This window comes from Pelagicoccus sp. SDUM812005, from assembly GCF_031127875.1.
In the GTDB taxonomy this organism is placed as follows: Bacteria; Verrucomicrobiota; Verrucomicrobiia; order Opitutales; family Opitutaceae; genus Pelagicoccus.
In genome coordinates this window covers 42,920-57,172 of sequence record NZ_JARXIA010000004.1, presented here as the reverse complement: position 1 = coordinate 57,172, position 14,253 = coordinate 42,920, and the positions used below count along the sequence as shown (strand labels likewise).

The 14,253-nt window shown below is 52.5% G+C and carries 7 protein-coding genes; 3 read left to right on the top strand and 4 right to left on the bottom strand.

What is annotated here, in order from left to right:
* Positions 1-163: 163 nt before the first annotated feature.
* Positions 164-3,787 (bottom strand): TonB-dependent receptor plug domain-containing protein, encoded by a 3,624-nt coding sequence (locus tag QEH57_RS06655; RefSeq protein ID WP_309005917.1) that lies wholly within the window; start codon positions 3,785-3,787, stop codon positions 164-166.
* Between the two features lie 367 nt (positions 3,788-4,154).
* Here QEH57_RS06655 and QEH57_RS06650 point away from each other — a divergent pair, with 367 nt between their 5' ends.
* Positions 4,155-5,372, top strand: a complete 1,218-nt coding sequence (locus tag QEH57_RS06650) for a XylR family transcriptional regulator (protein WP_309005916.1) — start codon at positions 4,155-4,157, stop codon at positions 5,370-5,372.
* On the opposite strand, the gene QEH57_RS06645 is transcribed toward QEH57_RS06650, so the two are convergent.
* The 3 genes from QEH57_RS06645 to QEH57_RS06635 form a co-directional block, all read right to left on the bottom strand.
* Positions 5,362-6,954 (bottom strand): sulfatase-like hydrolase/transferase, encoded by a 1,593-nt coding sequence (locus QEH57_RS06645; protein ID WP_309005914.1) that lies wholly within the window; start codon positions 6,952-6,954, stop codon positions 5,362-5,364. The genes QEH57_RS06650 and QEH57_RS06645 overlap by 11 nt on opposite strands.
* A gap of 23 nt (positions 6,955-6,977) precedes the next feature.
* The gene (locus QEH57_RS06640) at positions 6,978-8,558 is read right to left on the bottom strand and encodes a sulfatase (RefSeq protein WP_309005913.1); all 1,581 of its coding nucleotides are present in this window, start codon (positions 8,556-8,558) and stop codon (positions 6,978-6,980) included.
* A 334-nt stretch (positions 8,559-8,892) separates the two neighbouring features.
* Positions 8,893-9,909, bottom strand: coding sequence for a LacI family DNA-binding transcriptional regulator (locus QEH57_RS06635; protein ID WP_309005912.1), 1,017 nt, complete (start codon positions 9,907-9,909; stop codon positions 8,893-8,895).
* 84 nt (positions 9,910-9,993) lie between these two features.
* Here QEH57_RS06635 and QEH57_RS06630 point away from each other — a divergent pair, with 84 nt between their 5' ends.
* Positions 9,994-12,168 carry a sulfatase-like hydrolase/transferase gene (locus QEH57_RS06630; protein ID WP_309005911.1) on the top strand — a complete coding sequence of 725 codons (2,175 nt, stop codon included), beginning with the start codon at positions 9,994-9,996 and terminating at the stop codon, positions 12,166-12,168.
* Positions 12,169-12,258: 90 nt separating this feature from the next.
* Entirely contained in the window at positions 12,259-13,944 is a 1,686-nt protein-coding gene (locus QEH57_RS06625) for a glycoside hydrolase family 32 protein (RefSeq protein ID WP_309005910.1), read from the top strand.
* Positions 13,945-14,253: the final 309 nt, after the last annotated feature.

The following is a 14,253-nucleotide window of genomic DNA, read 5'->3' as shown; positions in this document are numbered from 1 at the left end:
CACAAAAAGCTCCCTAAAGAAACAGGATACGAACAAGGCTAAGCGGAGAATCACTCGCACCTTACAAAAATCTCCTAAAACGTTAACAGGCCGCCCCCATTCCGAGGCGGCCTGATTTTATAACAACCCAAAATGAACTTGGGCATCAGGCTGACGATAAGGGCTAGAACTCAAACGAATTGGTAATCGACCAGGTGCGATCCGAAGGAATCCGGTAACCAGCCGGCGTTCCGTCCGGTTGCACGTTCAATGGAATCAGATCGTCGTCTGCGAACAGGTCTCGCACGTTGAGCTGTATCTTCCACCTGGTGCCGTTCCCCAGCTTCCTCGTGTAGTTGGCAAAGAAGTCGAACTGAGTATCGTCCGGTCCTAAGTACGGGTTATCCAAATCGTAGCTCAAGCTACCGTCCTCTAACACTATCGGCGGATATCCGAGGATAGCTTCATCTCCCCAGCGAACAGCTCCACCGAGATTCAACCCCTTAAATCGACCGTCCTTGAAGGCATACCGCGTGACCGCATTAAAACGCCATTCCCGCAACTCGGAGCTGGCAGTCGACTCGAGGAGTTCTGTTAGAGCGTAGTTTGAACGGAAAGCGCCCTGCCAAGTCTCATTGATGGTTGGACCACCTCCAGACCAAATACGGATGTCGCCTGCATTGGTTGTGTTGAACCACTTGTCTACGAACTCAACCCACTGGATCATTGCTTCACCACCCACATTACTACGAACGGCATGGGTCTGGGCAGCATTGAAAGTCAGATTCCAATTCTCAGTGATCCGGCCGTAAAACTCATACTCTCTTCCCTTAGAAACCGCGTCTTGGGTATAAGTGAGACCAGCTGGGTCGATGGTGTTGTAGAACTTGGGCTCACCACCTACATCATCTAGGCTCCATGCAGCGCCGTAATCTGGGAACGTCTCATGAATCGCGGATACGAAATCCTCCCAGTCAGAGACCGCCTTTTGCATGAACTCTGGATTGTTGTTCCCATCTGGATCCTTCATGGTCCAACGCCAGCTGTTGTGGTCTCCCACGCCGCTCAGATCCCAACCACTAGCTAGTTGATGCTTGTAGACGTTTTTCCAGTTTTCGCCCCAAGCAACAAAACGGCCTACCATCCAAGTTCCAGGGATGTAAGATGAATCGGACAGGTTAGACGAGGTCTCGTAGTCCGTAATCTTCAAAGAGTATTTCTTGTCTTTGGTGGAGATGCTGATCGCCCTATCCACGGTTTCACCCGTGGGAAGATCAAGCTGGTGACCGAACATGTCGGCCCGATATCCCGCAGGCATGAAATTCTCTGACTCGTTGTAGCTGACGCTCACATTCAAGGGCATCCAGTCCATACCGGGAAGCGCGTCAAGGTGAGCAACGACGCTGTAGCTGGTCGACGATTCAGTGATATCCAAGTTCGGTTCCGTAGGCAGCTTATACGTCGAAGGCCTGACATCAACGTAACCAGTAGGCCCTCCTTCGAGGGCGTACTCAGAATCCGGTTCGATTCTTTGAGCCACCGCGACATAGTTCTGAGCAGAGTCTTCCCGAACACCATACATTCCGACGATAGAATCGTCTAGAAACCATCCCTGCCAAACGGCCGCTTTGGATTGGATGTTAAGGTCCGACAAATTACCGCTACCGCTCATTTGGTCCATGTTGTCACCTTCAAGCGCATCGAGTACATTAAAGCTTCGAGTTGTCCAACCAAGGTAGTTATCCCAGTTTTCAGACTGAGTGCTCACATCGCCATCTGCATTGATCCACTCGGCAGCTGGATCTACGCCAGTGGCAGTCCAGGTCGTGTCGAAGTAACGGACATCTGCAGTGCTTGGCAGAAGCCCCAAAGGAGCAAGGTTCGAGAGGTTCAAGCCCGCAGCAGAATCATAGTCGAACAGAGCCGGCCCAATATAATGCACGAAGTTAGGTTGATTGGCGTTATCAGAATATCGTTCAGCCCCCGTGTAATCAGCGTAGGCATTTTCCATACGAAAACGGTGGAAGCCACGTCCATCTACGAATAGATTTTCCTCAGAGCTAACAAGATTTACTCGATGCTTGCCGAATACACGAGCAAGCATCCCTTCAGAGCGATCGCGGAAGTCGTATTCAGCGAAAGCACTAACGCGGTAGGAATCGCGATCCCTTACAGAGAAATTGTTTCCACTCTGAAATGCATCAGAGACAAACGGTCGTCCCGCATTCGGATTCACATTGCCATCCGCAAGATGACTATTGGTATCCACATAAATCGCGTCGTTCACAAACAGGCTCACCTGACCCGACGAATACTGCTGATCGTAATACGAGACCTCAAAACCAATCTTATCGTTCAGAAACGTTTGCTCGATAGAAATGTTGAGCGCATCCCAATCAGCCCACTCGTTCTTGTTGTCACCATCAATCAATTTGTCGTAGAAATTGAATATAGAAGAATCAGTCAAATGCTTGTCCTTGTAGAGACCAAATTCGTGTCCCGGCAGCTTGATTGCATTTGCATAGCCTACGAAACCACCAATAGAGGTCATCCGTGTATACGGATAGTTGTCGAAAGCGTTATCAACTACAACCTCACCAGTGTCATCATCGACTCCGAGAGCTCCTTCAAAATGCGGCTCCGTCAGGATTACGCGATCAAGCCCTCCATTACCAGAACCATACACGAAGATAGGACCTCCGAAGACTTGGGCAAAATTTCCGAGAGCCGGCGTCCACAGCGGATTCGGAACTCCCTGCACGCCGTCAATGGTAAGGTTTTTGTTCAGCTGGCCACCTAGACCAAGCTCGTCAAACTCGCCCAGGCGAACGATCGCAGGATCGAAGGTACCTTTTCCAATCCCTCGAACCTCCGGGTAATTACCGTTCTCGTCGCGACCGACCGGATTGAAGAACGGAGTGATATTATCCCTCGGCGTCAGCACGCGCGGACGGTTACTTCTCACATTGCCGTGTTCAAAGTTGGCATTGAAAGTAAACCGCTTCCCTTCGCCATTTAGGAACTTCGGCTTCCACTTTGCGGCGAGATAAATGCGTTCGCGATCATCGAACGCAGGGTCTTGCCGAAACTTCTGACGATCGCTTACCACCGCGACCTTGGTAGCGAGTTGATCCTCGATCAAAACGACATTGGCCTTGGCCACGGCTCTCATGCTCCCGTAGCTGCCAACCCTGATTTCAAGCTTCCTTTCGTCGTTGAAGGTCGCGTCCTGAGTAGTCGCATTGATGACACCAGCCGGACTTCCAAGACCGAACAGGATAGCGCTCGGGCCTCGAGACATATCTACACGATCAACGACGTATCCATCCCACGGAACGTCAGAGAGAAAGAAGTTTCTCGTATTGTCCGCCTGTGCTAAGCCGCGCACACGCGTGTTGCCATTTGGATTGTTAAAAGTATCGCGTTCGCTGAGACTACTGTCACCGCTGGCGCCGCTAAAGTTTCCAAAGGTTCCACCCACTTCCATGCTCGGCGTGTAAGCGAGCAAGGTTTCGTTGTCGACCGCTCCGAGGTCCTCGAGGAACTCCTTGGTAATTACAGTGACCGCAGCTCCGACGTCTTTCAATTCAGTGCGAATACGGGAACCGGCCAAGGTACTGGTAGCACGGTACCCATCATCTTGAGAGCCGTCTACCGTAAACGGTGAAAGCTCGAAAACCTCCTCTTCGTTCGAATCTTGCGAGGAGAGTAGTGGAGTCAGAAAAAGAGCAGAAAGGATGGGAAGCGAGCGAACGCTTTCAATCCACGCACTGCTCTTGCAGCGATTGGGGAGGGTAGATCTATTCATAGATGGGTTTGATTCTAGTTTGACAGTCCTTCTCCAAGCTGAGGAACAGCGACTAAACACAAAGAAACCGAAACTCTTCTGCTTGAAGACGCGTATTTTTGGGGGTACGGCAAGGGACTCGTATCCACTTTATCAATTCAAAAGGCTTCAATCAATGAGGCTGATTGCCCTATAATTTAAACTATTTTCGCACCACCTTTCCGCTGGAAAACGATTTACAGCTAAATCAAGAACTCCCATACAAATAGCCACAGGCAGATCCCAGCCGAGGGGGCTAGTCTACGAAAAGCGGCTGAACCTCAGCTCGATACCATTCCACACGCTTGCTGTTTTTCATTTTCGCATTCATCAATTCCCCGAATACAACATGCCTTCGTCTCCCAAACAGATTATCGCAATCACCTCCACCCGCAGCGAAGATTCACGTCGCCTCTTGAGATCCATTGGCGCCTACTGCAACCAATCCCAGCCCTGGAGCATTCTCGTCGATGACGACCTTCGCTCCGTAAACAACCAAGCCTGGCTGTTTTCAAAGCAATGGGATGGCATCCTAGTCAACATATTCGATCCATCCATCGTCTTGGGTTGCAAGCAGCGAGGCATCCCCTGCATCGATCTCAACGACGAATCCGACATCGTCCCCGGCGTACCGAAAATTCGTCCGGACAACGAAGCGATGGGACACCTCGTAGCAGAGCACTACAAAGAACGCGGCTACCGCCGCTTCGCCTTCTGCGGCTTCTCCGATCAACACTGGTCCGAAGAGAGAAAGCGCGGCTTCATAGAGGCGGTGACCCTACTGGGGTACAAGTGTTTCGACTTTGAAACAATATACCGAGATGAACACAAGACGCTGCATCCCGACCTCGTACCCGATTGGGAGCATCAAGAACGGGAAAGGATCAAGCAATGGCTTAAAGCACTCCCTCAACCCATTGCAATCATGGCGGCCAACGATCATCGAGCAACTCAACTTATAGACGCCTGCAGCGAATTGGGCATAAACGTACCCAACGACATCGCTATTGTAGGCGCGAATGACAATACGCTTCGTTGCGAACTCCGACAGCCTTCCATCTCAAGCATACCCATCAACGCCAAGGCGATGGCCAAGCTCACCGTCGACACCATGAACGGCCTCATAGCAGGCAACGCCGTTCCGTTTGTGGAGAAAAGAGTAGAACCGCTCGATGTCGTAACACGCCAGTCTTCGGACGCGCTAGCAATCTCCGATCCTACCATAGCAAGGGCAACTCTCCTCATTCGGAATCGCCATGGCATCGAGGTCGACGTGCCTGGATTAGCGAAACAGGTTCATAGCTCCCGCAGCCAATTGGAACGTGGCTTCCGCAAGCACCTCGGTCATTCGCCGCAAACCGAAATACGCCTCGCACAATCCGCATACGTGAAGGAACTCCTGTTAACAACGAACCTGCCCATAAACGAAATTGCTACGGTCACCGGCTTCAAGCACCCGGAATACATGAACGTTGTATTCAAAAAGCTAACCGGAGAAACCCCAGGTCAATTCCGTATCCGGACTTCGGACACAGTGCATAATGCAAGCCAACAAGCTACAACTTAAACTCCCCGGGGAGATCGTTGATGTAACGCCGCAACTCCTTTTTGAGCCTCCACAGTTTCTTCGCAAAGCGCGGATCTTCGGCTAGGTTCTTGGTTTCTCCCGGATCATTCTCCAAATCGTAAAGCTGGTCTCGATCAAAGTAGAAAGGCAGTTTCCCGTAGCTTTCATGCTCTGCCGCCTCACCCCCAGGCACGTTGGAGAAGTGACTAAAGGGAGCTGCAGGATCCTCATTGACCACATTCATCTTACGCATCCGTCGTCCTTCGTTGTACGCTTCTAGAGCAGCGCCCCTTTCTTCCCAAGACCAATTCTCGGCATACTCCGGGTAACGAATCGCATAGTATTTAAATCCATCCATTACGACAGCTCGTGCGTATCCCAGTTCATGGTACGTCGACTTTCGAGACTGATTAGTCTCGGCCTGCAGCACTTTTTTGAAAGATCTTCCATCAAAGTCCTGCTCCTTGTAAGAAGCCCCAGCGAAATCGAGAATAGTCGGGGCGAAGTCGATATTCTGCACGTAGGCTTCACTGCGATTTCCGACCTCAAAGCCGCCTTGCTTCCACACGATCACCGGCGTCTCCGTACCCCCACGATAGAGAGTACCCTTCGCACGCTGGCCATGATCGTTGAAAAAGAAAATGACCGTGTTGTCCAAGACTCCCTTTTCTTCCAGCTTACTAATCAGGGCACCTAGGGCGTCGTCCAACCACAGCACGTTCTCCGCATTTCGCCCCTTGACACCGGCCTTCCGGACGCGCTCAGGCAAAGTTTCTCGAGCTGGCAGTCCTTTCGGTGGCGACTCCAAGTAGCCATTCGCCGTTATCAGCGGATCCGCTTTCCAGGAGCGTTCCGGCTGATTCGGAGCATGTGGCAAGGTGGTCGCAAAATAGAGAAAAAAGGGATTTTCCGCGTTTTGCTCGATGAACTCCAATCCGCTCTCCGCGATCCAATCCATATTCTGTACCGCCAACTCTCCGAGCCCAATGAAGTTAGGATTATCGAAATAAATGCTACCAGCGTAGTCGAAACCTGCGTTTCGGATCGCATCCTCAGTCTTACGGTAGTTTTCCTGTACTTTTTCGACTATCGCAGGATTACGCGAATCCGCCCAGTAGTCCTCAAACTGATACAACCCCTTTGCCTCGATCACGTGGTTTTTTCCAACCATCCCAGTTGTGTAGCCCGCCTCTTTCAAATAGTGAGGCAAGATCTTCTGACCTGGCACGATGAAGGTGTTCCATTGTATCACAGTCTGATTGCCTTCGGTCGCTGTCCGATTGATAAATTCCCGATTAACTGCGCGGCTCGCATACTGGCCGGCCATGCAGTTATAACGACTTGGAGTGCAAACCGGTGAAACGACGTTCTGATTGACCATCACAGTCCCTTCACGTGCTAAGCGATCGATATTGGGAGTTAGATATTGATCCACTTCTTCATTCAAGCAGTTGAACATCTCCTTATACATATCGTCCGCGATAAAAAAGATGATATTCGGGGGCTGACCTTCAGTACCCCGTGCAAGGGTGAGGCCAAACAGTACAAACAGGGTTACTAGACTCTTACTACGATAATTCATTTTCACAATCAAATACATTAACTCTACTTCGCTTCACGATGTTCCGGCTCGTCAAGTACCATAGAAGCAGGGAAATCTGCTGCCCGGTCACCTCCTTTGGAACGCAAGCGCTTATTATGAAACCGGTTCTTTGGCTGGACTAAAGGAATATACTCCCCTCCCATGTCGGCCATCATCGAGTAGAGACGGTCTTCCATCTCTTGGACCTTTTCCCGATACGCAGGGTCATTTATCAGGTTGTTCTGCTCCATCGGATCCGAATGGATGTCAAAAAACTCGTCAGTATCCCAGAGACCATAGTACGTGATGTACTTGAAGCGATCACCACGCAGTGCAAATTGCGTAGGCGACTGAGGGAAATTCTTTTCCCAATAATAGACATAGAGAAAATAGTCGCGCCACGGAACCTCCTCACCTTGAGCCAAGGGAATAAAACTAGCCCCGTCAAAGTGGTCCGGTGCCTCCAGGCCCATCGCCTGCATCACCGTGGGAGCAATATCGATATTCGCTACGACCTCCTCGACCACCTGTCCCCCTTCGAACAACTCCGGGCACTGCATCAGCATAGGAACTCGGATCGAGGTCTCGTATGCCACTCGCTTGTCGATCAAACCATGCTCTCCAAACATAAAGCCGTTGTCGCCCATGTAGATCACCAAGGTCTCGTCGTAGACCCCCATCTCCTTCAGGCGACCGAGAACCGCTCCGATACTATCGTCCACCGAACTCAAGGCTTCGCAGTAGCGTTTGTAGAGATACTCTAGGTCACGATCGCTGTGATACGGAAAGTCAACGCCATGCCAGCTGTTTCTCTGGTCGAGAAGCCATCGGGGACGATTCAAGTCATTTCCTTCTACCGCCTCCTCGCTGGCCGGCTTTACAAAAGCTTTGTCGCGAAATGCCCCGTCGTAGCGCTCTTCCGGCGTAAAATTCGAGTGCACCGCCTTGTGCGACAAATAAAGGAAGAATGGCTTCTCACTGCCTTCCTGTTGCTCGAGAAACTCAAGGGCGTAGTCAGTCAGTTCGCTCGTGATGTATCCTCTCTGCTTCACCCGCTTTCCGTTCACATTGAGCGTGTAGTCTGGATCGGGAGGAAGATAGACGCCCTGCCCCCGGAAACTCACCCAGTGGTCGAAGCCAGGCCGCGGGTCGTCGTTGTCGTCCCCCATATGCCACTTACCGACGAAACCAGTCGCATAACCCGCTTTTTGCAGATACTGCGGAAAATAGAGCGTCCCTTCCGGCACTTGTCGCTGGTTGTCAATCACCCGATGGCGAAAGGTATAAAGTCCTGTCAGGATGGAGGCTCGACTCGGGGAACAAAGCGATGTCGTAACAAAGGCGTTCTTCAAGTGCACGCCGTTTTGCGCGAGGCTGTCCATATGCGGCGTTTCGGCAAAAGGATGCCCCATAAAACTCATCGCGTCATAGCGATGGTCGTCGGACAAAATGAATACTACATTCCGCTTCTTCGCTCCTTCCACCGGCCTCACCTCGACGGTCTCCGGCACTGGCACCACCCCCCGCAGCGGGCTAGTGAACAAAACAAGAAAAAGCCCGACGAGGCGGACAAAGAGCAAAGGGGTATCTGTGTTACGGTTCATCCTAAATCAATAGACGCCCCTTTAAATTATCGTAACCTCCCGATTCACGCAAGGGGATCCCTAACCAAGCGATTGAGATATATTTCGCGCTGGACCACCTTCAGAACACAAACCTCAGACCAATTCGTCCGTCGAACTACTGTCTATACACAATCGCGACAGACACATAAGCCTGTTGCGACCTATCCGTCAACGATTCGAAAAGAGTGAACTTTCTCGGGGGTTAAACCTAGGACTCATCCTGTTCGACCGCAAAACCCTACATGGTGGCGATGCTTAGCACAGCGACATCCCCCTCTCCGACCTTGTTGGGGTTAGTTGCAGTTAGATAGTATCATAGAGTGTCACCATTCGTCCAATACGTGTCGAGGAGCACGGTCTTGGGCGAAACAGGTACACCACTCAAACCGTTGGTAATTTGATCGTTCAGCGAGACAATGGCCAGACGAGCAATTTCATGGTCATCATGCGTCGCGCCAGCGTAGCTCGTCAATCCGACATCAGAGCCTTGCTTATCGAGGGCCAAAAAAGCGAGATCCTCCGGAAATCGAAAACCGTTCGCCTTCAAGGCATCTCCGAAAAACTCATGCCCGATCACCGCGTCGACCCGCTCGTCCTCGATCCACCTCTCTGCTTTCACCGCAATGTTCTGCTCCGCAATCAAGGCCCGAACCCGATCCGCTCTAGGTAGAGTAACCATGTGAGAATCGAAAGCTGCCCTGTAGCGGTCGCCCACGCGCGTGTTCGTTCGCTCCAGAGTCACCAAACCTGGACGTTTGTAGCCATTCTCATACGCTTTTGCGAGACACAACCGCACCGCCTGAAATTGGTTTTCGGATACGCTATCGAGTTTCGGCTGAGCCGAGAACCGCCCAAAAGTAATAAGCGAGAAGGCATCCCATTCTAATTCCGGATGCGACACTTCTAACTGCTGTATCAACGGACCCAAGACAAGACCTCGCACGCCTCTCGACTTCAGGATCTGAGAGTGCCGCCGGGCGGAAATATCGGAATCCCAGACATAAACTTCAAACCCGTAGCCCAAGGCCAGCGAATGCCGCTCCGCCGCCTCTGCGAACGCTGCATAGCGGCGCTTCAGGTGAGGTCCGACCACCAAGGCTAGCTGCGAAGCCTGGGCCCGCGTTTGCTTGTCGCTACGGTACTTGGCGAGCGCTGAAAGCATGGGATCCGGACGATACCCCAAGCTGTCCGCCACCTCCCTGATCCGATCGCGGACCTGGTTGCTAATGATTTCAGATCCCCGCAAAGCACGCGAGACCGTCGAATGCGAAACACCAGCTGCTTTCGCCACATCTCGCAACGTCACGCGTTCGCCTCTTTCTCCGCTCATTAATGCAACTGTGTGCGTAAAGCACGGGTCGTGGCGAGACTGGAATTCCGTTCTCCTCCATTCCCAAAATCAACATCGCCCCCTATGCTAAACTCCATACAGCCCCTCGTTCGCCTACCAAGCTTCGCTCTCGCAATACTAGCCCTTGTCTCCTCGCTAGCGGCCAGCGAAAAGCCTAACGTGCTTCTCATCCTAGTCGACGACTACGGCTACGCGGACATCAGCGCCGAAGGGAACACTCAAATAGCAACCCCCAACATCGACCGCATCGCTCACGAAGGCATGCGCTTCTCCCGCTTCTACCAAAGCGCCGGAGCCTGCGCCCCCACCCGAGCCTCCCTACTGACGGGACGCTACTATTACGAAACGGGCGTTTGGGGCGTGCATTGGGGACGCGATTTCCTGAACCGCGACGAGCACACCTTAGGCGACCTCATGCATTCCGCCGGCTACCGCACCGGCGTATTCGGAAAGTGGCACAGCGGCAAGACCGACGCCTACTTTGGCTGGTCGCGCGGATTCGATACCAGCGTCCACACCGAACTTTACCAATACCACGAAAATCGCATTCTCGCCGACCGGCGACTCGTCACAGTGGATCGTCCGATCACTGATGTCGTCGGTGATCGCGCCGCAGCCTTCATCGCATCCAACGCAGACCAGCCCTTCTTCTGCTACGTGCCCTTCCAAGCCGTACACGAATCCTTCAACTGCCCTGAGCCGCTCTTCGAGAAGTACAAGGACCTAGGATACAGCAATCACGTCGCCGCCCTTTATGGTATGATCGAAGTGCTCGACAACAACGTTGGCCAGCTCCTGGACACCATCGATTCGCTTGGCCTGACGGAAAACACACTGGTGTTGTTCCTCGTCGATGACGGCAGTTCGCCCGGCTTTCTGAATAGCTACCAGACCCGACGCATGAACAAAGCGGAACAATCGGAAAGACGCCAAGGCTGGGCCCGCGAGCTCCGCGGCACCAAAGCCAACATCTGGGAAGGAGGGCAAATAAGTCCGTTCTACGCCCGCTGGCCCGGAGTGATAGAACCCGGCAGCTCATCCGATGCCCTCTCCAGCATCATAGACATCTATCCAACCCTAGCCGATATCGCCGCCATCCCGTATCCAGAAAGCCAACTTCCCCTTCGCGGGACGAGCTTGAAGCCGAGCCTTCTAGGTAAACAAAATCCCAAGCCAGATCGTATTCTCTTTGATGGTACAAACCTCTACCTCTTAGAAAGAGAGCGTTCGTTCAAGGACGGCCAACCGCGCATCCGCCAGCTTTCCGCTCACTACAAAAACTGGAAATATATCCGCGAAGACCAATACATCCACGGCGGCAAGGACGCGTTCACCCACAAACTCTATAATCTGGATACCGATCCCACGGAATCCAACAACTGCTTCGACGCGCATCCCGACATCGCCGGACTGCTCAAAACCAGCACCGAACTGTGGTTCACATCCATCCTAGTGAGCGGTCGAGGCTTTCAAGAAACCGTATTTCCAGTCGGCAATTGGAATGAAACTGCTACTCCCATCAACCTCGACGCCACCACCAAAATAGTCGGCTCCCTGCAACGCCCCGGATCCGGCTTCCACTTCACCGGCTGGACCCAAGTCGGCAACGCCCTTCACTTCAATATCGACGTCATAGAAGCAGGCACATATCGCTTCGAGCTCGATCACTCTCCTGACAACGCCGGCTCTCGCTTCGAGATTGCCGCCGGCGACGCCGTTTCTACCTGCCAAATTACCTCCGGAACCCAATCACTCTCCACCCCAGCTTCCTTGCAAGCAGGGCTTCAAACGCTACGCCTCACTCTAACCGACCCAGGAAACGATGAAGCACCGCTGGAGTGGCTCAGGCTTCTCGTCGTCCACCGCATTCCAAACTTAGATACGCCTGACATTCCCCGCGAAATTGGCTTCACCCTATCCTCGTCAAAGAACGGTCAAGAGATTGCCCTAGGCGAACAAACCTTTGAAACCCGCGAATTTCTCCGCTCAAGCGACACCATTCCCACCGGACAGATCAAAACCGGATATCCCCTCGAAATCTCCCCTTACGCCGCCAATCCAGAAAGCGTCGCCCAACTCAAGATCTGGCTCGGTTTCGACCTTATTCAAACCTCAAGAGACCTCGCCCCCACTACCTTCGACATCAACACTCCCGGCCGCCATTCCCTAACCCTCGAGTTTATCAGTGAAACCGGCTCAACCAGCACCTCTCGTATCGAACTAATTGCTACAAATTGATCCGGCTGATCGCAGTCGGCAGAGAGGCGACGCGAGACAGGCAACAAAGCCCGTTCCGAGCCACCAACACCAACCTCAATAGATCTCAACATGTTTCGTTCTCGCAATGTCCCACAAACACGGAATCGAGCTTTCATTCTCTTTGCAGCGGTCCTCACTGGAACGCTTACGGCTCAAGAAAAACTAACCTATTCAATAGACCACCCCATCGTCAACCTCCCTGTCGACAACGAGCTTCCGACCCAACGCGTTCGACTCGAAGTGGAGGGGACAACGCTCAGCGAGTTCGATATACAGATGGGATCCACTGAACCTGATTTTTGGGTCCCCTACGACCTGTCGGGCCACCAAGGAAAAACCCTCGAGATCTTCTTCGAAAAAACGCTGCAGCAGGAACACGCAAAACCTTACCTTTCCCAAGAGATCCAAAATGCGGATACAGTCTATAGCGAAAGCCTTCGACCCCAGCTCCACTTCACTTCCAAACGGGGCTGGCTCAATGACCCTAATGGACTGGTGTATCAAGACGGCACCTACCACCTCTACTACCAGCACAACCCCTATGGATGGAATTGGGGCAACATGCATTGGGGGCATGCAGTGAGCAAAGACCTGATACACTGGGAGGAACTCCCCATCGCTCTATCCCCTCCCACATACGGAGACATGGCGTATTCTGGAGCTGCGGTCATCGACAAAAAGAATACCTCCGGCTTCGGATCCCCCGACAACCCGCCGCTCGTCATCGCCTACACCAGCACCGGCAGAGGCGAATGCATCGCTTACAGCCTCGATGGCGGCATTACTTTTCAGCAATACGAAGGCAACCCCGTCATCGAACACCAAGGGCGTGACCCCAAGATTTTTTGGTACGAGCAGGGCCAACACTGGGTCATGGTCCTCTACGACGAGACCTTGAAACAAACCTCAGATGGCTACGACCACCACGACCGCGCCCTGCAGATCTACACCTCCTCCGACCTCAAGAGCTGGCAATACCAATCCAAAGTCTCCGAGTTCTTCGAGTGCCCTGAACTGTTTGAACTAGCGGTCGACAACGACCCGAACCACAAGCTCTGGGTTATATACGGAGGAAACGGTCAATACCGTCTCGGCGCCTTTGACGGAAAGACCTTTACTCCACAAACGGAGCGCCAGCTCTTCTTCAAAGGAAAATTCCACGCTTCCCAAACCTACAACAACACGCCCGACGGACGCCGTATCCAGGTCGCATGGGGACGCGGGATCGCTTCGCCAGGAATGCCCTTCAACCAGCTCATGCTCTTTCCATGTGAACTGAGGCTCGTCACGACTCCAGATGGCATCCGCATGCTGCCTCGCCCCATCGAGGAGATCGAATTGCTGCATGGCAAAAAGCACACTTGGACAAACCAAGTCCTGAAAACAGGAATCCCTCTCGATACCGGCGTCCAAGCGAGAGAACTACACATAAAGGCGGAGTTTGAGCTCCTTGGCGACTTCGATTTCGGACTCGTCATAAACGGATACGAGCTGAAGTACAATGCCCTCGATTACTACCTACAAAACGCCTACCTTCGGCCCATCGACAACAAGATAACCCTTGAGGTCATCGTTGACCGAACCAGCATAGAAATTTTCGGCAACGACGGGCGTGCCTACATTGTAGATCACCACATATCGGATACGGAAAATCTGCACGTAAAAGCCTTCTCCCGCTCTCCCGATTGGTCAAACGATTCGCAGAACCTCCTACGCAAGCTGGAGATTTACGAAATGAATTCCATCTGGAAATAGACTCCGGTCGCAATCCCTCTACTCCCAACAAAAAAGCTGCCTCTATTCCTATGATGTCGCTACTTGCGTCAGCTTGCAGCGACTTCTCGAGACTCTCCGAACCGGAAGGTCGCCGTATTCGCGAAATCATGGCTGACAAATACACTGATTATCGTATTCACATCGGTGATACAACAGGCTGGGAACGAATATCACGCAAACCAGGCGTCATTCTGAATCGAGTTCAACTACATAACTCCGAAAACCTTGAGCGTCTACACGATCTCATCGAATAGGCTCACGCCAACGAGCTTTCCTTCCACGTCACCG